The organism is Hydrogenophaga soli, from assembly GCF_054777695.1.
Genome location: NZ_BAAHAK010000004.1, coordinates 157,483 through 176,637 on the forward strand (window position 1 = coordinate 157,483; position 19,155 = coordinate 176,637).

The window sequence follows — 19,155 nt, forward strand, 5'->3', positions numbered from 1 at the left end:
TCACTCAACATCACTGCTCTCCCGTTCTTCGGCTTCGATCTGTGTGAGCATTTCCTTGCGCCAAACTGCAAATTCGTCGTCACCCACCAACAAGGGTGAGCGCATTTGGGCGTTGAGCCAGGTGGCAAAGGCGGCACTGATGCGCTCGGCCACATCGGTGGGCGGGGTGCGGCAAAGCGCTGCATCGGCTTGGGCACAGCCTGTGGGGTCGAGCCAGCGGGCATGCAGGTCGGTCAGGGCACAGTCGGGCTGCTGGCTCCAGCCGGGGGGCAGGCTGCGCAGTTCAGCACGGAGTTGCAAGAACTCGTCGATGAGCGTGTTCACCAGCGCGGCGCGGTGTTGGCGGGTGGGTTTGTTGCCTTTGGGATCGGTCTTGAGAAAGGCCAGCAGATCGCGCAGCGCCGCCGTCACGCCGGGGCGGCGGCTGTAGCGGGGAAACAGCGATTCACTGCCCAGCAGTGGCTTGATCTCCATGCTGCGCCACACCGGCGGCAGCGAGGCCAGCAGGTGGTTGTTGCCCCGGCGCTCGCTGTTGAGCTGGCTGATGTTCTGTGGCTTGGTGCCGCCCAGTTGCTGCACGGCCAGATGGGGGTATTCGCGTACCGGGCGTTCGCTGTACTGGCCTGCCTTTCGGGCCTCGCGGGCGGCTTTGGCTTCGTCGCTGAAGCGGTCGTCTTGCAGGGTTTGGAACAGTTGGTGCGCCAGTGAGCTGGCGTACAGCGGAGCCAGAAGGTGGTAGCAGGCATCGTTGTGCAAGTCGGTGCCCACAGGCCAGTACAGCTGTTTGGCCAGGGTGTGGGAGGTGGGTTTGCCACGGGGCGTGGTCAGGCTGGCAAAGGCGCTCATCCAGGCTTGGGCCTGAGCGGGGTCGTCACTGAGGGCGTGGGCCAGATCCACGTCGCCAGAGGCCGCCAGCGCCAACAGGGTTTGGCCTTGGTGCTCCTGTTTCAGGAATTTGTACACGTCCAGCGCAGCGGCATTGCCCACCACGTCGCCCGCAAAGGTGTCGCCCAAGCAGTGGCTGCCCACCACGGGCAACGTGGCCAGGGTGCGGGGCGGGCAGTACAGGTTGGTGCCCTTGGCATCCGGGTGGATGGGCTTGAGTGAGTGGGTGACGGCCTGGATTTGCGCGGCCCGGCGGGCGGCATCTTCCAACCAGGTGGCGGGGATGAACTGCTGGCGCAGTTGGTCCCGCTTTTGCTGCTGGTCCGGGTCGTCGCCCTTGATGCCGTCGAGCTTGTCGGACAGCCTCTTGTTGAGAAATTCAACGATGACCGCACGCAGTTCGGCACTGCGTTGCGGATGGTGTTTTTGCATCCGGTTCCTCCCTGTGGCCATTCAGCACGGATGCCGTTTGCATCCGCGCAGACACATGGTAGATCACGCGAATCAACACTTCGCCAAGCAGTCCTGCGCCACCGATTCAAACGCGGCAAACGCTTGCTCAAAACGGGGAGGGTGCCTGTCGTACACCAGCGGCAGCAGGTGTTGCTGGTACTGCTGGCGCAGCGAACTGTTGTGCCTGGCTTCGGCCAGGGTGCGTTGGAGCACGCCCACAGGGTCGGCATCAAACGCGGGGTTCTGGCCTTTGAACTCGGCCTGATCCATGCGGACAAGGTGTGGAAACACCTCCCGTGCCCCCGCCAGCGAAGCCCCAGCGTGTTCGGCAATGCGGGCCACGTCGTGCACGTGGCGCACCAGGGTGGGGTCGTGTGCGGCGGACGGTTGGGTCCATTGGGAGGCGCACCGCCGCAACAAGGAAAGCACTTTTTCCGCTGCTGTCTCCCCCACGGAGATGCAGGGCATGGTCACCGTGGTGCTGGGGGGCAGCCCGGCCAGTGATTCGTGCAGGTAACCGAATTGACGTGTTTCCAACGCCAACAGCGGCGTGCGGTGTATCACCTCCAGCTTCAGTTCTGGCCGAAGGCTGGGCAATTGGCTGTAGGTGGAACGGTAGCCTGCGCCCACCACAAAGTAGCGGTGCGCATCGCGCACGCTGGGGTTGCCGTCATCTGCTGACGGGGGCAACAGCGGAAATTGCAGCTGGGCCAGCAATGCCGTCAGGTGCTGATGCAGCGCCGTCAGCCGTGCGCGCTGTCCCCGGCCTTTTTTGAGCGGCACGGGGGTGGGCTCAAGCACCACTTTGAGGTCAATGTCTTCAGACATCCGCTGGATGAGCCCATGCGCTTTGGCCAGGCAGGTGCCTCCGGCAAACACCAGCCGAATGCCTGCGTCGTGGCGCACCAGTTCACCTTTGCGTGCATCCAGATCGTTGAAGTGCCCATGCATCACCCGCAGCTCGCTCAGGGCTTTGAGCAAATCGGTGATGTGGATGTCTTTTTCTGCGGTTTGGACGGGCAGCCCACGCAGCAGGCCTTCGGCAGAGAGGTCTTCAATCGCTTGCCGCTGTGCGCTGGAAATTGTTCTCATAGGTCACCGTGCGTCCGCCCACCTCGATTTTTCGGCTGATGCGCCGGTTGCCGGTGTGGGCCACAAACGTGCCGGGAAGTTGGGTGGTTTGCCCGGCGTTGTAAGCCGCTGCGGCCCGCCCGGCTCCCACCGGCACGCCCATTTTCTGGAGGGCTTCGGTGGCCAGTGTCTCCAGGCTGCCCGCGGGCACCAGGGCACCCGTGATGGTGCTTTGGCGGGTTTTGGCGTAAATGCCCCTGCCGATGCGGGTGATCACACCCTTGGCCATCAGCTCATTGAGTGCTGCGGTGACCTGCGCAGGGCTGCCCAACCGGGCGATTTCCGAGCGGAAAACGACCTGCCCAGAACGGCCCTTGATGGAGCGCAACAATCGGTCGGCGAGTTTCATGGCGGCACGTTCGGGGGCAAAGCGTGGGCACAGTTTAGTGCATTGTGACCTGAGTTGCAAAAACCAAATTAATCTTTGTTTATCAATTAGTTATTTCAACACACTTTGCTGTTTTTTCAGCATGGTGTGACGTGTGATTCACCCCGCCCATGCCGTGAACCCCAGCGCGGGGTGAAAGCGCCAACCAAAGCCACTCTCCTTGTTGTAGCGAAGAGTGACGCCACCAAAGCGGTAGGCACATTTTTCTGTAGAAATTTTCATGCTGGCAGCCAGTGTGTGCAATGCGCTCATGTAGTCGGTCGGGCCCCAGGGGGCGATGCCAGGGCCTTGCACCTGCTCGTTGGGGATGCGGTGTTCCAAATGTGCGTTGGGGGTGGCCGTGGTGCGCGGGTGGCCACCGGGTGTTGTGCCCGGCACAGGCACCAGCAGCTTGAGCACGTAGTCATCTCCATCGTCGTTGGGCACCAGCACCACGTCTTCGGTGGGCGTGGTGTCGTGGCAGCGGAACGGTTGCTGCTGGGGCAACACGGCGGTCAGCAGGGCATCGGCCACAGGCAGGTGCCACCAGCTGGCGGCGTTGAGGCGGGTGGCGCTGGGCTGCATGGTGGCCTGAATGCGGGCGTGCTCCAGGTCCACCAGCCGGTCTTTGGGCTTGAAGTCGGGTGGTTCCGAGGGCAGCAGGCGGGGGCGGGAGTCGATCACATCGCGCTCGTGCGGGCGCAGCAGGGTGTGCAGGTCGTGGCTGTTGAGCCGTGTGTTGTCGGTTTCAAAGCCGGGCTTGCAGAACGCGGGCTGACCGGGACGTTGCCCATGGTGCAGGTTGGTGGCAAACACGCTCAGGTTGGGGCTGGTGCAGGTCCCAACCCGGTGGCGGCGCACGCGGCCAGCCAACTGGATGAGTGAGCGGATGGACGAGGGCTCCACCACGGCCCAGTCGTGATCGTGGTCGCGGCCCACTTCGGTGACGGGCGAGCCGAGCACGATGAACAGGTGGTCGGCCTCGGGATACGCGTCAATGCGTTGGCGGATGTCGGGCAGGCTGAACACGGCATCCGGCCGGCGGCGGTTGAGGGCCAAGTCCAGCTGCTGTTCGATGGCGGAGCGCAACAGCAGCGGGTATTGCGAGTGGTAGGTGCACAGGTGGATGCGAACGCCTTGGGGCGCACCCTGTTGGTACAGCGCCAGCGCCACGTTGACCAGCGGCTCGATGTTGGCCATGCGGATGAGGCCGAAGCTGACGCGCTTGCGGCCACCGCTGCCACCTTGCGGGTCAAGGCTGTGGTGGCGCTGGTGCAGGGCCAGCGCGGCTTCGCGGGCCAACTGGGCAAAGCGGGCGGCGTGGTCGCGCGGGGGAAGCTGCCCCAACTCCAACGGAATCAAGGTACAGCGGCGGCGTACTTCGCGTTCAGCGGCATCGCTCAGGTGCCGGGTGCGCTGGGTGGCGAAACGGAGGTGCTCGCTGGCAAACCTTGGGTGGTCGGCGCAGTCGCTTGCGTGGGTGCCGAATTCGTCCACCCACAGGCAGCAGATGGCGGGTGATGCGGGGACCGAAACACCGGGGCGCTGGCCCCGGTTGCGGGCGAACTGTTCGCGGCCCTCGCGGTAAGCCGCAAACAGGCCCTGCACCATGGCTGGGGGCAAGGTGGCCGAAGACAGCAGCACCCGCGCACCCAGCAGCCCGGCCCAGTGCATCAGCCGGGTGAGGGCGGGCAGGTCGGCCAGGTCGAAGTCGTCGGGCTCGTCCAACACCAGGTCGCCGCTCATCAGGCGCAGCATGGGGGCAATCTGGCGGCCTCCGCGCTGGCTTTCGGTGGCGGGGGTGAGGTGGTCGATGGTGCACACCAGCAGCGGGGCCACCAGCAGTTTGGCGGCTTGCGGGTCGTGCAGCACGCGCTGCAACACGGGGTGGGCCTGGTGGTTGCCTTCAAACACCACATGACCGTCTTCTTCCAGCAGCGCTTGGGTGGAGGCGGAGCCGGTCTGCTCGGCCATGCGCTCGTGGTGCTCGAACAGCGCCCGGCTGGCGCTGCCGCCCACGCGAATGGCCAGCTTGTCATTGGTCAGGCCCAGCAGGTCGCGAAAGGCCCGCCCGGTTTGCAGTGTGAGGGTGCGCAGCCCCATGGCAAACGCGCAGCGCATGCCCTGTGCGGGGTCGGCCAGCGCGTGCATGACGCGGGCATTGGCCAGTGTTTTGCCACAGCCGGTGGAAGCCATGTTGACAATGAACGCGCCGTGTTGGGCACTGTGCTCGCGCACGCTGGCGGCCAGGTCGGCGGCGTTGTCTTGCCAGCGAAAGTGCTCATCTTCGGCCCGCCTTTGGAGGGGTTTGCATTCGCCCAGGTGGGGCAAATCGGTTGCCAGGCAGGGCAAGGCGTCGGTGACGGTGGCGCTGTGGCGGGCCACGCCCAGCAGGTGTTCGTCCAGAGGCTGGTTGAGGCGGTGGGGGTTGCCGTGGGTGTTGGCAAACAACGGGTAGCCGGGTTGCCCTTGCACCCGTCCGGCCACAGGCTGGCCGGTGGAGGTGTCCATCCCCAGGCTGGAGTAGTGGTGGTCGGCCAGCATCAGGCTCAGGCGGGCGATGTGCATCACATAGGGGTTGCCCAGCCAGCCACCCGACCCGTTGCCCTTGCCCGGTTGGGCACGCAAGGCCAGCAGGCGCAGGGCCAGCTCGGAGGCTTGCTGGCGCCACGCGTCGGTGGTGACGGGCAGGCCGTGCGGGTCAAAGTCCCAGTACAGCGGCAGGTGGTGGTCGGTGTCGCCACCGTCGGTGCGTTCGTTCCAACCGGCGTCGAGGTGTTGGAGCACCTGGTGCAGGCTGGCCGCGGTGATGGGTTTGCCCGCGGGCATCGTGGGCAGGCGGTGGTGTGTCAGCACCAGCCAGCCCACGGCCTGGGCCAGGGGCGCGTGGGCCAGGCGCAGGAAGGGGGGCTGCACCTTGGCATCCATGCCATCCCGTTGCAGACGCTCCCCGTGCCAACTGGCGTGGTCTTCTGCCGTGGGGTTGGCCAGCCGGGTGAGCCAGGTGGCATCGTCATCTTTGCCCACAAACGCCTCGAACAAGCGCAGCGACACCCATTCGTGCCGGTATTGGTTGCGTTCGGGGCGGCCATCGGCGGTGGTCAATTCACCGCGCAGCCGCATCTGGAAGGCGCGGCTGGCTTTGCCCAGGTCGTGCAGCAGTGCGGCCAGCCCGGCCAGCAGGTGAATGTTCTGACCGGTGTGCCAGTCGTTGTGGTTGCTCCCGTGTTCGGCCGTCTGAGCACGGATGCGGGTGGGTGGGTGTTCCTGTTTGTCGAACTCCGAAATTGAGAGCGGATTCGTCATGTATATAAAGCGGTAGAGGCCAATTTTCATGAACATATTCCATGCCTGGCGGCTCCTTTGAGTCCGTCAGTGCAGAACGTGTGCACGCTGGCCTGATGTTCCCACCCTTCGTTGCACCAGGGCTGCAAGATGAGGCACCGCACGGCCAAATGTGTGATTGTTCCGGCAATCAGCCGTACAATTTTCCAAAAGGAATCCCCATGCCACCCGCCATTGCTACCGCCCGTCTTGAAGCCCGCATCACCCCCGATCTGCATGCCATGCTCAAGCGCGCGGCAGAGTTGGAGGGGCGCACCTTGACCGATTTCGTGGTGGCCGCGGTGCAGGCCGCGGCCAAGCAAACCATTGAGCAGGCCGATGTGGTGCGCTTGTCGATGGCCGACCAAGCCAGCTTTGCACAGGCCCTGCTGTCGCCCCCGCCCGAAGCCCCGGCCTTGAAACGTGCCTTTGCCCGCCGAAGCAAGCTGTTGCGCACGGAATGAGCGGCGCACCGTTTCGGGTGGCCGCCCTGGATGGCACGCATGATCGGGCCACGTTCAGCAGTGGCACACCTGCGCTGGACCGCTACTTGCGCGAACAGGTCACGCAAGACATTCGGCGCCGGGTGACGGCCTGCTTCGTGGCGCTGACGGACGGCAATCGCATTGCGGGTTACTACACCTTGGCGTCTGCCAGCCTGCTGTTGACCGATCTGCCTGCAGCCACGGCCAAAAAGCTGCCTCGCTATCCCACGGTACCCGCGGTGCGCATGGGTCGCTTGGCGGTGGATCAGACATTCAAAGGGCAAGGATTGGGTGGTGCGTTGTTGGCCGACGCCTTGCTGCATGCCGCCCGTTCCGAAATTGCCGCCCATGCCTTGATGGTGGACGCCAAGGACGCGATGGCCGCAGCCTTCTACCGGCATCACGGCTTCATGGACTTGCCCGAAATGCCGCTGATGCTGTTCTTGCCATTGGCCACGGTCAGCACTCACCGTTGAATCCGCTCAACCGCTTGACCTTCCCACCATGGCAAGGTTCATGATGGCGGCTGTTCTGTTCAACCCCTTCAGGAGCCCCTCATGACCCAGCAAACCTTCACCGTCACCGGCATGACCTGCGGCCATTGCGAAAAAGCCGTGGTGCAGGCCATCAAGACCGTCGATCCGCAGGCCGAGGTCAAGGCCGACCGCACCGCCAACCGCGTGGACGTGACCAGCGAACAACCGCGCGAAGCGCTGGCCGCCGCCATCCGCGAAGAAGGTTATGCCGTCGCCTGACGGCTCCCGGGCCGCCCCCGCGTTTCCGGTGCACATCGGTGAGGCGGCGCGGCTCAGCGGGGTGTCGGCCAAGATGGTGCGGCACTACGAAAGCCTGGGCCTGCTGCCCCCGGTGCACCGCACCGACAGCGGCTACCGCCTGTACACCCAGGCCGATGTGCACACCCTGCACTTCATCCGCCGCTGCCGCGAGCTGGGCTTTGCCATGACCGACGTGGCCAGCCTGGTGGGCCTGTGGCACAACCAGACGCGCTCCAGCGCCGACGTCAAGGCCATTGCCGGGCGACACCTGCAGGGCCTGGCCGAGCGCATCGAGGGTTTGCAGGCCATGCAGCGCACGCTGCAATCACTCATGGGCTGCTGCCACGGCGACCAACGGCCCGACTGCCCCATCCTCGACGAACTGGCCCGTTGACCCTGCACGGGGCCGGTGTGGCCCCAGGGCATGGGGGCTGGGCATGGGCAGCAACTTCGCCGGTGGCGAGGCGCACAGACCGTGGGGCGGGTGCGCGACAGCGCAGTCCGCGCCAGCGGACCCCCGGCGAGGCGCTGCCCATGCCCAACCCCCATGCCCTTGGGCCACACCGTCCCTGCGCAAAAACTTTACACAGCCTCACACAGGCGGCACGCGGGGCTTACACGCCGCTTCCACACTCCTTTCCATGCCCACGGTTCACTGTGAACCCAGCGGCAACGGAGGCAGCCGAACCTGCCCATGTTTCAGTTGAAAGGAACACACCATGAACACGCTGACCCGACGCCTGCTGACTGCTTCTGCCGTGCTGTGCGTGGCCGGAGCATCCACTTTTGCCCTGGCCCGCGGCGGCAATTGCGATGGCATGCCCGACGGCATGGGCCAAGGCCCGCGAGCCGAGCAGATGCAAGGCAAGATGGCCGAGCGCATGAAAGAGCGCATGGCGCAACGCCAGGCGGCCCTGAAGGCCAAGCTCAAGCTCACCCCCGAACAGGAAGGGGCCTGGACCCAGTTCACCACCGCCATGCAACCCCCGGCCCAAGGCCCCAAGCGGCCCGACCCGGCTGAAATGGCCAAGCTGACCACGCCCCAGCGCATGGAAAAGATGCAGGCCCTGAAGGCCGATCGCGATGCTGAAATGACCAAGCGCATGAGCGCCGTCATGACGTTCTACTCGGCCCTGACACCCGAGCAGCAAAAGGTGTTTGACGCCGAACACGCCAACATGGGCCCCGGCGGCAAGCACGGCCATGGTGGCCACGGCCCGATGATGGGCCGCCAGGGCTGATGGGTCCGACCCGCTGGATCAGCCGGGGCGGCGAAAGCGCAAATCGGTGGCGTCGGGCCGCCCTGGCAGGTTCAGCGCCACACGCCGGGGCTCGCTGTGGGCCAGGCAGCGCCCTTGGCGGTAGACCCGCAGCCGGGGGGCACGCAGGCGAATGGCCTCCACCGGGTCGGCCGCCTGCAGCAGCACAAAGGTGGCGTCTTTGCTGGGCTCCAGGCCCCAATGGTCCAACCCCAGGATGCGTGCCGGGTTGATGGTGACGGCCTCGAAACACTGGCGCATGGCGGCCTGCCCGGTCATTTGCGCCACGTGCAGGCCCATGTGGGCGGCGTCCAGCATGTCGGCCTGGCCCAGGCTGTACCAGGGGTCCAGTACACAGTCGTGGCCAAAGGCCACGGTCAGCCCGGCGGCCATCAGCTCGGGCACGCGGGTCATGCCGCGGCGTTTGGGGTAGCTGTCGTGCCGCCCTTGCAGGGTGATGTTGATGAGCGGGTTGGCCACCACGTTCAGCCCGGCTTCGGCCATCAGCGGAATGAGTTTGCTCACGTAGTAGTTGTCCATGCTGTGCATGGACGTGAGGTGCGAACCCGTCACCCGCCCGTGCAGGCCCAGGCGCTGGGTGTGGAAGGCCAGGGTTTCCACATGGCGGGAATGCGGGTCGTCCGACTCGTCGCAGTGCATGTCCACCGGCGTGCCCCGTTCGGCGGCCAGTTCGCACAGCAGGCGCACGCTTTCGGCGCCATCGGCCATGGTGCGCTCGAAGTGGGGGATGCCACCCACCACGTCCACACCCAGGGCCATGGCGCGTTGGAGCAAGTCCAGCGCGCCGGGGGAGCGCAGCACGCCGTCTTGCGGAAAGGCCACCAGCTGCAGGTCCAGGTAAGGAGCCACTTGTTTCTTGACGTGCAGCAGGGCTTCCACGGCCAACAAGCGCGGGTCACACACATCCACATGGGAACGCACCGCCAGCAGGCCCTGCGCCACCGCCCAGTCGCAATAGGCCAGGGCACGTTCCACCAGCGCCTCTTGGGTCAGCAGGGGTTTGAGTTCACCCCACAGCGCAATGCCCTCCAGCAGCGTGCCGCTTTGGTTGACGCGGGGCAGGCCGTGACTCAGCGTGGCGTCCATGTGGAAATGGGCGTCCACAAACGGTGGGGTCAGCAGGCAACCGTCGGCGTCCACACACTCGGCGGCGGGGGCCACGGCGGGTGAGAGGCCGGGCGCGATGTCGGTGATGACGCCGTTTTTCACGGCCACACCCATGCCGGTGCGTCCGTCGGGCAGGTGGGCGTTGTGGATCAGCAGGTCGAGCATGCCATACAGTTTAGACAGGCCACTGTTAAGATTTCCCCTTTCCACAGGGGTCTTTTCCAGCGCATGTCTGCCGCCAACAAGTCTGCTGCGCCCTCCGGCAAGCCGGGCTCTTTCGAGCTCAAGAGTGCCCAGCTGTCGCTGGTGTCCCTGCTGCTCAAGTCCACCGACATGGCCGTGCTCCAACAGGAGTGGCAGGCCCAGTACGGGGACGATCCCGAGTTTTTCGACCAGGACCCACTGGTCATCGACCTGTCTCCGCTGGCCCACGAGCCCGCGGCCCTGCCCCCGTTTGCCGAGCTGTTGACGCTGCTGCGCCGCTCGCGCCTGTGTCCCATGGCTGTGCGCGGCGGCAGCCCGGCGCAGACCGAGGCCGCGGTGCGTGCCGGGCTGGTGGTGGCGCAGGACGTGGTGCTGGCCAAGGCCGCCACGCAGCCTGTGGTGCCCGAGCCTGCCGCACCCGCTCCCGTGCAGGCCCCTGCCCCCGAACCGACGCCAGAGCCCGTCCCGGTGGCCCCGGCACCCCTGGGGGCGCTGGTGGTGGACAAGCCCTTGCGCTCGGGCCAGCAGGTGTACGCCCGTGGGCGCGATCTGGTGGTGCTGGCCATGGTCAACCCCGGGGCCGAGGTGATTGCCGATGGCAACATCCATGTGTACGCCCCGTTGCGTGGCAAGGCCATTGCCGGGGCGCGGGGCGATGCGTCGGCCCGCATCTTCACGCTGGCGCTGGAGGCCGAACTGGTGTCCATTGCCGGGGTCTACCGCACCAGTGAGGTGCCCTTGCCCGCCAACGTGGCGGGCCAAGCCGCGGTCATCCGACTCCACAGCGGTCCTGACGGCGACAAGCTGGTCATGGACCCCCTGAAAGCCTGAGTCCCAGCGCTTTCACCTCTCCCAACATCTCTTCATTGAACGAGGACAAACAGTCATGGCAAAAATCGTGGTGGTCACATCAGGCAAGGGCGGCGTGGGCAAAACCACCACCAGCGCCAGTTTCGCGTCGGGCTTGGCGCTGCGCGGCTTCAAGACGGCGGTCATCGACTTTGACGTGGGCCTGCGCAACCTCGACCTGATCATGGGTTGCGAACGCCGCGTGGTGTACGACCTGATCAATGTCATCCACGGCGAGGCCAACCTGAACCAGGCCCTCATCAAGGACAAGCAGTGCGACAACCTGTTCGTGCTGGCCGCCAGCCAGACGCGCGACAAGGACGCCCTCACGCAAGAGGGCGTGGAAAAGGTGCTGGCCGACTTGGCGGGCATGGGCTTTGATTACATCGTGTGCGACTCGCCCGCGGGCATCGAAACCGGTGCGCTGATGGCCATGCACTACGCCGACGAGGCCTTGGTGGTCACCAACCCCGAGGTGTCCAGCGTGCGCGACTCCGACCGCATTTTGGGCATGCTGGGCAGCAAGACCAAGCGTGCCATTGAAGGGGCCGAACCGGTGAAAGAGCACCTGCTCATCACCCGTTACAACCCGGGGCGCGTGCAGGACGGGCACATGCTGTCGCTGGAAGACATCCAGGACATCCTGCGCATCAAGCTCATTGGTGTCGTCCCCGAAAGCGAAAGCGTGCTGCAAGCGTCCAACCAGGGCACGCCCGCCGTGCACCTGGAGGGCACCGACGTGTCCGAGGCCTACAAGGACGTGGTGGCCCGCTTCCTGGGGGAAGAAAAGCCCCTGCGCTTCATCGACGCTGAAAAGCCCGGCTTCTTCAAGCGCCTGTTCGGAGGACGCTGAGCCATGTCCTTCTTGTCATTTTTGATTGGCGAAAAGAAGAAGACCGCCAGCGTCGCCAAGGAGCGGCTGCAAATCATCCTGGCGCACGAGCGCTCGGGCCGCAACGCCGCCGAACCCGACTACCTGCCCGCGCTGCAGCGCGACCTGGTGGCCGTGATCAGCAAGTACATCAAGATCAACCCGGACGACATCAAGGTCCAGCTCGAACGCCAGGACAACCTGGAAGTGCTGGAGGTGAAGATCGAGCTGCCGGACAGCAAATAAAAAGCTGCCCCGCCGCTTGATTCATCAGCAAAATTTGCTATGAATTTGTGAGTTCTCAGGCCACTTCCCGCGCCGCAATGGTGTACTTGAAGGTGTCGGGCGAGAGCGAGTCGAACTGACCGCTGGCGCTTTCGCCGTTGGGGTACATCAGGAACGGCAGGGTGGACGCGGCTGCGCTGCCGGGCAGGCGGATGTCGTGCGCCGTGTTCCAGCCCACCCAGTTGCCTTCCCAGTGGCCGAACAGCCCGGCGTTGACCGGGGCCACCACGCTGTGGCGGGGGTCCTTGATCCACTCCGCCGTTTCCTGGCGCATGACCTTGAGCACGTCCGCCGGGTCCATGGCCACCCAGCCGTGTCCGGCCAGGTGGACCTCGGCGCGGCAATGCTGGGCACCCTTCAGGCTGGCGCTGTTGGCCCCCAGCTCCTTGTAGCCAAAGGCCGATGGGGCCACGCGGATGCCGTACACGTCGCGGGCGGGCACACCCACGGCGCGGCACAGGCCCACGAACAAGGCGTTCAGGTCAGCGCATTTGCCGCTCAGGTTGCCGGTTTCCAGCATGGCCTTGATGTCGCCGGTGCCGCAGCCGCGGGTCTTGGGTTCGCGATGGGCGTTGGCAATCACCCAGTCGTACAGGGCGCGGACCTTTTGCACGTCGGTGCGGGCTCCCCGGGTGGCGGCCAGCGCCGTCTGGCGCACGATGCCGTCCACGGGCTGCAGCTCGGTGGCGCTCAGTTCCGCCTTGAGCACGGCAGGGTCTTCCTGGGCGGCGGTCTTGGCCTGCCAGTCGATGCTGCGGTTGCGGGTCTCCACCACGCTGGTCAGGCTGATCGTGGGCGCGGTGACACCGGGGGCGAACTCGGCGTGCAGCATGCGCACGCCTTGGCGGGGGTCGGCCACCAGCTTGGCCCGGGTGGCGTTGCCCTGCCAGCTGTGGTCCACGCTGCGTTGCCAGTCGGTGTCCAGGTCGGGCACGGGCAGCCACAGCTGGGTGGTGCCCTGGGGTTCGGCCACCTGCACGGTGGTGGTCAGCTCGAAGCGACGCCAGGCACTGGCTTGAGGGGCAAAACGGCGCTCTTGCGCGTGTGCGCCCAGCGGCAGGGCCATGGGCAGGGCAGCGGCCAAACCGGCTTGGAGCAGGCGTCGGCGTTGGAAGGGGTGTTGCATGGAAAAGTCCTTTGGGAAAAAGAGGTCAGTGGGCGGACAACACGGGGGCCAGCCACCGGCGGGCGTCGGTCCCCGTCCAGTCGACTTCACCCGTCACGGAAAAAACGGCTTGGCCATCGCGACCGATGACGATGGTGCTGGGGAACACGCGCACCCCGAAGGCCTTGGCCGCGGCCCCGTCGCGGTCGCGCAGGATGGGCAGGTCCAACCCGGTTTCGTCGATGAAGCGCTGGATCGCGCCATCGGTTTCCCGGAAGTTGACCGCCACCACCTGAAAACTCTGGTCGGCATGCCGTTGGGCCAGCAGCTCCATGGACGGCATTTCGGCGCGGCACGGCTGGCACCAGCTGGCCCAGAAGTTGAGCAGCACCACCTGTCGCTTGGCTTGGGCCAGGCTCCACGAACTGCCGCCCCAGCTGGGCAGCGCCAGGGCGGGCGTGGGGCGGTGGCGGGGCCAGGGCACGGGTTGGGGGCCTGGGGTGGCGAAGGCGGGCAGCCCCGTGCCGCAGCACAGCGCGACGGAGAGGGCAGACCGCAACACGTCGCGTCGGCGGCGGGGTGGGGTCAGGTCGGGTTCAGGCCAGGGGGGTGCCATGGGAGGGGGCTTGGGTCATGGAGGGTGGGTCGGGGTGGCGATTCTGATAACTTCCGAGCATGCCTCATCCTGATCGCGGCTCTCGAGCAACGTTTTTGACCGCCGCCGACCCCGCGACGCTGCCGCCGCTGGTCCCCACCGCGGTGACCCGCTGGCACAAGAGCCAGGGCCATGACCGGCCCCAGCCCGAACCCCGCGACGACGAGGTGGCCGCCGAGGTGCCCGTGGCCCTGGTGTTCAACGGCATTTCACACGCGGTGATGATGGCCACCCCCGCCGACCTCGCCGCCATGGCCGTGGGTTTTGCGCTGACCGAGGGCATTGTGGAACACCCCTCCGAGCTGCGCGACCTGGAGGTGCAGGCCCCGCTGGACTGCACGGCCCAGCAGGCGTGCAGCGTGCACCTCGACATTTCGCCCGAGCGCTTCCACCGCCTCAAAGACCGCCGCCGCTCCCTGGAGGGCCGAACCGGTTGCGGCGTGTGCGGCATCGACAGCCTGCAGGCGCTGGACCTGCACCCGCCCGCCATGCCCACCCCCGACTGGCTGGCGACGGTGGCCGCCGCCGCGGTGTTCCGGGCGTTTGAAGGGCTGGCCGCGCAGCAGCCGCTCAATGCCCGGGTGGGGTCGCTGCACGCCGCCGGCTGGGTGAGCCCCGAGGGCCAGCTGCGCCTGGTCCGCGAAGACGTGGGCCGCCACAATGCGCTGGACAAACTGGTGGGCCAGCTGGCGCTGGACGGTCGGCTGGGCGAGCCGGGGTTTGTGGTCATCACCAGCCGCACCAGCTTCGAGCTGGTGCGCAAATGCGCCCGCATGTCCATTCCGCTGCTGGCCACCATTTCCGCCCCCACCAGCCTGGCCGTCCAGCTGGCGCAGGAATCCCGCATGCAGTTGTGGGGCCTGTGTCGCCCCTCCCATGCCCAACGTTACGTCTGACCCCCATGCCCCTGCACATTGCCACCCCGCTCATCCCTTCCCTGGCCTTGTCGGCCCGCACCGGCCTGGAGGTGTGGCTCAAGCTGGAGGCCTTGCAGCCCTCGGGCTCGTTCAAGCTGCGGGGCGTGGGCCTGGCGTGCGAAACCCACGCCCGGCGTGGAGCGAAGCGCTTCATTTCCTCGTCCGGCGGCAACGCCGGCATTGCCGTGGCCTGTGCGGGCCGCAGCCTGGGGCTGCCGGTGGAGGTGGTGGTGCCCCAGACCACCTCGGCCCGCGCCCGCGAGCTGATAACGCTGCACGGTGCCCGCCTGACGGTGCATGGCGCGTCGTGGCACGAGGCCAACGAGCTGGCCCAGTCCATGGTGGGCGAGGCCGACGCCTTCATCCACCCCTTTGACGATCCGCTGCTGTGGGAGGGCCATGCCACGCTGGTGGACGAGGTGGCCCAGGCCCGTGCGGCCACCGGGTTCGAGCCCGACGCCGTGCTGTTGTCGGTGGGCGGTGGCGGCCTGTTGTGTGGCGTGGTGCAGGGTTTGCACCGCAACGGTTGGGCGGGGGTGCCCGTGCTGGCCGCCGAAACCCGGGGCGCGGATTCGCTGGCGCAGGCCGTGGCCGCAGGGCAGCGGGTGACTTTGCCCGCCATCACCAGCGTGGCCACCACATTGGGTGCCCGGCAGGTGTGTGAACAGGCCTGGGCCTGGACCACTCGCCACGCCATTCACCCCGCCGTGGTGAGCGACGCGCAGGCCCTGGCCGCGTGTGTGCAGTTCATGGACGACCAGCGCCTGGTGGTCGAGCCCGCCTGTGGCGCGGCCCTGGCTGCGTTGGAGGCGCTGCCCACCGTGCTGCCCCAGGCCCGGCGCGTGCTGGTGGTGGTGTGTGGCGGCGTCACCGCCACGGCGACCGACCTGTGGGCCGCCGCGCCGCGTGGAGCGGTGCAGGGTTGATGAAGAAAACTGCTTTTAGCGCTTTTTCTGATTGAAAAGTGCGCTATCAATTTTGATGGCTTGAGATTTCAGCTTCGGGTAGAAGGCCGCAGAGGGCCCCGCGTCCGGCATGGGCCACCTTTTGCAAGCGCTGTGCCGCATGCCTGTGCACCCGCCGCCAAGCATGCGGCAGGGTGAGTGTTCGCGCAGGCCTCAGTGCTGGTGCCCGTGCACCCCGTGCACATGCTGGTGTGCAATTTCCTCGGCGCTGGCCGCACGCACGGCCATGACCTTGCAGCTGAACGTCAGCGCCTGGCCCGCCAGGGGGTGGTTGCCGTCCAGGTGCACCGTGGGGCCCTTGATCTTGACCACATTGAACACGGCGGGCTGACCGTCGCTGCCCATGCCCTGCAATTGGCCACCCACCTTCACGCCGGGCGGGAACTCGCTTTTGGGGATGGTGCACACCAGGCCCTCGTCGCGGGGGCCAAAAGCGTCTTCCACCGACAGTTGCAACGTGGTGCTGTAACCCACGGCCTGGCCGTCGAGCGCGGCTTCCACCTTGGGGAAGATGTTTTCATAACCCCCGTGGAGGTAGGCCATGTCGCCATGGTCCAGCGGTTTGCCTTGGGGCGAGGTCACCTTGTAGCTGATGGTGACGGCGGCGTCTTTGGTGATGTTCATGTGCGGGTGGCGTCCGTGCTGCAAAGGCGGGCATTGTCGGTGAAGCGGTCAGCGGCTCGACGGGAATGCAAAGAAAAAATGAGTTCCGCGCATGATTGGCAATGGTTGTTTGCTATCAAATTTAATCTATGGCAAGCTGTTCTTGACCATCAAGCGGGGACGTCGGTTTTTGTTCTCAAATGTGCACAACCGCCGTCACAAAACCGGCTGTCAAACCCGCCAGCCCACAGCCCACAGCCCACAGCGAATGGATGGCGACAAAGCCCTGCTGATGTGGCCTGTCGGTTGGCCGCGCCTCGGCGCTGGCGCTTTCTTTGTCAGTGGTCCAGCGTGTCGGGTTTGTTGAGGGCTTTTTTGTCGTCTGACTGAATCCGGCGCTCCACTTTCTTCACGTCTTCTGCGGGCGGCAGGCTTTCGGGGCGTATGCCCCGTTGCAGCAGGGTGTTGCGCACGGCCTGGTTGTTGGTGATGTGCTCGCTGGAGATGGCGCGCTCGCTGTCCATTTGATGTTGGCGGGCATTGAAGATGGTGATTTCCGTGGCGAAGTCTTTGGCCTTGAGCAGGATGGTGGGGGCAAAGTCGGCCAGCGGGCGGCTTTCGGGCACCTTCCATTGGGCTTTCATGGCCTGGGTGCTTTTGCCAAACAGGGCTTGGTCGCCTTTGCTGCGATTTGGGCAAACGCGATCTCGGGCTTGCGCGGGTCGCCGTTTTGGGCGATGAGGTAGCAGGCGTAGCGCGTGAGCATGATGTCGTCGATGTCGCGCTGGCTGCCTGAGCCCAGTTGAACCATTTTGTTGACGTCAACAAAATGGTCTCCAACCCGGTGGCCACTCACCTCACAAGCGGTTTTTGCTTTGCTGACCACCAGCCCAAAGTTGCGCCACTCTGCATAGCCCAACAGGTGTTGCACATCACGCGCCAGCCAGTAATCCACACCGCCATCGGTTTGCTGGGCATGGCCTTCAAAGGTCTCGGTCAGCATCTGCACCTGTTCTGTTTTCATGTGGGTTCCTCCTGTGTGGCGTGGTTATATGATAAATAAGTTATAGCAAACTGTTCTTGTAACGCAAGCGAGGAAGCTTATTTTTGTTCTCAAATACGTGCGGCCACCGCCACCACACCCGCTGTCAAACCCGCCAACCCGCAGCCAACGGCGAATGGATGGCGACAAAGCCCGCCACGTTGGCCACCACCGTTGCCCAGAACATCGCCCGGAACGACGCCTTGTTCGACTTGTGGTGCAGCACCTGCTGCGCGACCAGTGCGCCCGGCCACCCGCCCACCAGACTCAGCGTGTGCAGCGTGCTTTCCGACACCCGCCACCGCCCGGCCACGGCAGCCGACTTGTCGATGGCATAGACCAGCGCACACACCACGCTGGCACCCCCATACAGCGCCGCCACCCAGCCCGGCACACGCCAGATGGCGGCCACCGCCAGGTAAACCAGCAGGAAAGCAGGCAGGGCAAACAGGCTGGCCGTGCCCCACTGCGCCGGGGAGTTGGCAGCCCGCCGCTGACGCGGCGCTGCGGAGGTGGCGGCTGCGGCGCTGACCACAGCCACGTTCTTCGCCCGCTTCTTGCCCTGGGCGTTCAGCTCGACTTCAAACGTGACCCGCTGGCCAACCTGTGGCCTGCTGCCACCGCGCGATGTGAACGATTTGATGTGGACAAAGACGGCCTGCCCGCCTTGCGCGGGCTCAATGAAGCCAAAGCCCCGGTCGTCTTGCCAGGATTGGATGGTGCCTGTGAATGGCATGGTGGGATCAACGCAACGGTTGGGCTGGGGAGAGAAGGCACTCTGTTGCCCATGGCGGGGGTTGCCTCCCCATGTAGATGACATTAGGCCGACTGTGCTGGAGGTACTTTTGCGTTTGTAGTGTTCGCTCCGAATTTCCGAAAGTCCCAAAAAGTGAAGTGCATAGATTCCTCAATCTCTCGAATCTTCGCGGTCAATTCCGCTGACTTTTCGGGACTCATCTTTCCTTTCTTTTCAGCCGCTTCAATTATTCTCAGAAAATTGCGACGCTGCTCGTAACGGGCTCTATTCAGCTTCAATCCATCAATGAAGAGCTTAGAGATGACCTTTAGCAACGGGGCGTACTCAATGGCGAATTCGATGTATGGTCTTAATTTCTCAGTGACATCAGTCCACCCTTCGCCGCCGTCAGCAATCCGGTCAAAGTCACAGGGCTTCACAACAATATGCTGCGGTATTCCTGTATTAGAAATTGCACAGTCCTCGAAGACCTTGCGCGCCAATTCAGAGCAATAAGAATAGTCCTTGCCCCTTTTTCTCTTCAAAGTGATCTTGTATGGCTGCGCAATGTAGTGAGCACATCGCTGCTGCAAGGGTTCGACTTGTGTTTGAGTGAGCTTGTCAAATCGAATGACTCGCCAGTGATCCTCGACATCAGCCAAAACTTCTGAGACAAGTCGATTGGATACACCTAGTTCTGGCATTGCATCGACGCAAATAAAGTCGGCGTGCACCACGGCGACATGACTCGACTTTGCTTTGAAATAGAACGGTTTCTGTGAAGCCACGAGCGCCTTGGATGAGGTCGTTTTGCCGGTTACCAAGATGAGATCACCAGTCTTCAATTCATGCTCGAATCCCTCAAGCTTTTCAAAGAGTGGATTTTTCTCTCCGCGCACAATCATGCGAAAAAGAGGTAACTGGGCATCGGGCACATTACTCAGTTTCCCCATAAATTCGATGTCAGTGTCTGACATTGATCGAATTTCATCGATAGCCTGTTTGCTCTTTTCCTCAGATGCCATTACGGAAAAAATTTCCGCTGCAGCGGCATTTCTAGTAACTTCTTTGAAGTCCATTGATTGCCTTCTTTATGCATTTCATAAGTGTAGAGT

Annotated in this window: 22 protein-coding genes; 10 read left to right on the forward strand and 12 right to left on the reverse strand. The window is 64.7% G+C overall.

The genetic code is table 11. The annotated features are described in order from the left end of the window. The 4 genes from csy1 to cas3f all read right to left on the reverse strand — a co-directional run bounded on the left by csy1 (position 1) and on the right by cas3f (position 6,172). On the reverse strand, positions 1-1,317 hold the full coding sequence (gene csy1 / locus ACYVB7_RS08925) for a type I-F CRISPR-associated protein Csy1 (protein ID WP_460506517.1): 1,317 nt from the start codon (positions 1,315-1,317) through the stop codon (positions 1-3). A gap of 72 nt (positions 1,318-1,389) precedes the next feature. Continuing rightward, on the reverse strand, positions 1,390-2,430 hold the full coding sequence (locus ACYVB7_RS08930; RefSeq protein ID WP_460506520.1) for a nucleotidyl transferase AbiEii/AbiGii toxin family protein: 1,041 nt from the start codon (positions 2,428-2,430) through the stop codon (positions 1,390-1,392). Then, the gene (locus ACYVB7_RS08935) at positions 2,393-2,818 is read right to left on the reverse strand and encodes a DUF6088 family protein (protein ID WP_460506521.1); all 426 of its coding nucleotides are present in this window, start codon (positions 2,816-2,818) and stop codon (positions 2,393-2,395) included. The genes ACYVB7_RS08930 and ACYVB7_RS08935 overlap by 38 nt, the downstream gene beginning before the upstream one ends. A gap of 138 nt (positions 2,819-2,956) precedes the next feature. Continuing rightward, positions 2,957-6,172, reverse strand: a complete 3,216-nt coding sequence (gene cas3f / locus ACYVB7_RS08940; protein WP_460506523.1) for a type I-F CRISPR-associated helicase Cas3f — start codon at positions 6,170-6,172, stop codon at positions 2,957-2,959. A gap of 170 nt (positions 6,173-6,342) precedes the next feature. Between cas3f and ACYVB7_RS08945 the strand changes: the two genes are divergently transcribed. From ACYVB7_RS08945 to ACYVB7_RS08965, 5 genes are all read left to right on the forward strand, one after another. Next, positions 6,343-6,624, forward strand: coding sequence for a type II toxin-antitoxin system TacA family antitoxin (locus ACYVB7_RS08945; protein ID WP_460506525.1), 282 nt, complete (start codon positions 6,343-6,345; stop codon positions 6,622-6,624). Then, positions 6,621-7,121: a GNAT family N-acetyltransferase gene (locus tag ACYVB7_RS08950; RefSeq protein WP_460506527.1), complete on the forward strand. Its 501-nt coding sequence runs from the start codon at positions 6,621-6,623 to the stop codon at positions 7,119-7,121. Before ACYVB7_RS08945 ends, ACYVB7_RS08950 begins: the two co-directional genes overlap by 4 nt. 81 nt (positions 7,122-7,202) lie before the next feature. Next, entirely contained in the window at positions 7,203-7,400 is a 198-nt protein-coding gene (locus ACYVB7_RS08955; protein WP_460506529.1) for a heavy-metal-associated domain-containing protein, read from the forward strand. After that, positions 7,387-7,815 (forward strand): Cu(I)-responsive transcriptional regulator, encoded by a 429-nt coding sequence (gene cueR / locus ACYVB7_RS08960; protein WP_460506531.1) that lies wholly within the window; start codon positions 7,387-7,389, stop codon positions 7,813-7,815. The genes ACYVB7_RS08955 and cueR overlap by 14 nt, the downstream gene beginning before the upstream one ends. A 325-nt stretch (positions 7,816-8,140) precedes the next feature. Then, on the forward strand, positions 8,141-8,662 hold the full coding sequence (locus ACYVB7_RS08965; protein ID WP_460506533.1) for a Spy/CpxP family protein refolding chaperone: 522 nt from the start codon (positions 8,141-8,143) through the stop codon (positions 8,660-8,662). A gap of 18 nt (positions 8,663-8,680) precedes the next feature. On the opposite strand, the gene ACYVB7_RS08970 is transcribed toward ACYVB7_RS08965, so the two are convergent. Further along, positions 8,681-9,973 carry an amidohydrolase family protein gene (locus ACYVB7_RS08970; protein ID WP_460506535.1) on the reverse strand — a complete coding sequence of 431 codons (1,293 nt, stop codon included), beginning with the start codon at positions 9,971-9,973 and terminating at the stop codon, positions 8,681-8,683. Between the two features lie 63 nt (positions 9,974-10,036). Here ACYVB7_RS08970 and minC point away from each other — a divergent pair, with 63 nt between their 5' ends. The 3 genes from minC to minE are packed head-to-tail and all read left to right on the forward strand — an operon-like array spanning position 10,037 to position 11,978. Then, the gene (gene minC / locus ACYVB7_RS08975; protein WP_460506538.1) at positions 10,037-10,843 is read left to right on the forward strand and encodes a septum site-determining protein MinC; all 807 of its coding nucleotides are present in this window, start codon (positions 10,037-10,039) and stop codon (positions 10,841-10,843) included. A 55-nt stretch (positions 10,844-10,898) separates the two neighbouring features. After that, complete coding sequence (gene minD, locus ACYVB7_RS08980) at positions 10,899-11,714, forward strand: septum site-determining protein MinD (RefSeq protein ID WP_460506540.1); 816 nt, start codon at positions 10,899-10,901, stop codon at positions 11,712-11,714. A gap of 3 nt (positions 11,715-11,717) precedes the next feature. Continuing rightward, the gene (gene minE / locus ACYVB7_RS08985; RefSeq protein WP_460506542.1) at positions 11,718-11,978 is read left to right on the forward strand and encodes a cell division topological specificity factor MinE; all 261 of its coding nucleotides are present in this window, start codon (positions 11,718-11,720) and stop codon (positions 11,976-11,978) included. Between the two features lie 55 nt (positions 11,979-12,033). On the opposite strand, the gene ACYVB7_RS08990 is transcribed toward minE, so the two are convergent. Beyond that, the gene (locus ACYVB7_RS08990) at positions 12,034-13,143 is read right to left on the reverse strand and encodes a transglutaminase-like domain-containing protein (RefSeq protein ID WP_460506544.1); all 1,110 of its coding nucleotides are present in this window, start codon (positions 13,141-13,143) and stop codon (positions 12,034-12,036) included. A 25-nt stretch (positions 13,144-13,168) separates the two neighbouring features. Then, positions 13,169-13,738, reverse strand: coding sequence for a TlpA family protein disulfide reductase (locus ACYVB7_RS08995; protein ID WP_460506546.1), 570 nt, complete (start codon positions 13,736-13,738; stop codon positions 13,169-13,171). 59 nt (positions 13,739-13,797) lie between these two features. On the opposite strand from ACYVB7_RS08995, the gene fdhD reads away from it, so the two are divergent. Together fdhD and ACYVB7_RS09005 are read left to right on the forward strand one after the other, a co-directional pair. After that, positions 13,798-14,673, forward strand: coding sequence for a formate dehydrogenase accessory sulfurtransferase FdhD (gene fdhD, locus ACYVB7_RS09000; protein ID WP_460506549.1), 876 nt, complete (start codon positions 13,798-13,800; stop codon positions 14,671-14,673). A 5-nt stretch (positions 14,674-14,678) separates the two neighbouring features. Then, on the forward strand, positions 14,679-15,620 hold the full coding sequence (locus ACYVB7_RS09005) for a PALP domain-containing protein (RefSeq protein WP_460506552.1): 942 nt from the start codon (positions 14,679-14,681) through the stop codon (positions 15,618-15,620). A 192-nt stretch (positions 15,621-15,812) separates the two neighbouring features. Here the strand turns inward: ACYVB7_RS09005 and ACYVB7_RS09010 are convergent, their stop codons facing one another. The 5 genes from ACYVB7_RS09010 to ACYVB7_RS09030 all read right to left on the reverse strand — a co-directional run bounded on the left by ACYVB7_RS09010 (position 15,813) and on the right by ACYVB7_RS09030 (position 19,119). Then, positions 15,813-16,283: an FKBP-type peptidyl-prolyl cis-trans isomerase gene (locus tag ACYVB7_RS09010; protein ID WP_460506554.1), complete on the reverse strand. Its 471-nt coding sequence runs from the start codon at positions 16,281-16,283 to the stop codon at positions 15,813-15,815. Positions 16,284-16,600: 317 nt separating this feature from the next. Continuing rightward, entirely contained in the window at positions 16,601-16,906 is a 306-nt protein-coding gene (locus tag ACYVB7_RS09015; protein ID WP_460506556.1) for a hypothetical protein, read from the reverse strand. Continuing rightward, positions 16,903-17,265, reverse strand: a complete 363-nt coding sequence (locus tag ACYVB7_RS09020) for a BRO family protein (RefSeq protein WP_460506559.1) — start codon at positions 17,263-17,265, stop codon at positions 16,903-16,905. The genes ACYVB7_RS09015 and ACYVB7_RS09020 overlap by 4 nt, the downstream gene beginning before the upstream one ends. A gap of 145 nt (positions 17,266-17,410) precedes the next feature. Continuing rightward, a complete protein-coding gene (locus ACYVB7_RS09025) occupies positions 17,411-18,040 on the reverse strand; it encodes a DUF1294 domain-containing protein (RefSeq protein WP_460506562.1) in 630 nt (209 codons plus the stop codon). An 83-nt stretch (positions 18,041-18,123) separates the two neighbouring features. Next, positions 18,124-19,119 carry a YiiX/YebB-like N1pC/P60 family cysteine hydrolase gene (locus tag ACYVB7_RS09030; RefSeq protein ID WP_460506565.1) on the reverse strand — a complete coding sequence of 332 codons (996 nt, stop codon included), beginning with the start codon at positions 19,117-19,119 and terminating at the stop codon, positions 18,124-18,126. Positions 19,120-19,155 lie beyond the last annotated feature (36 nt).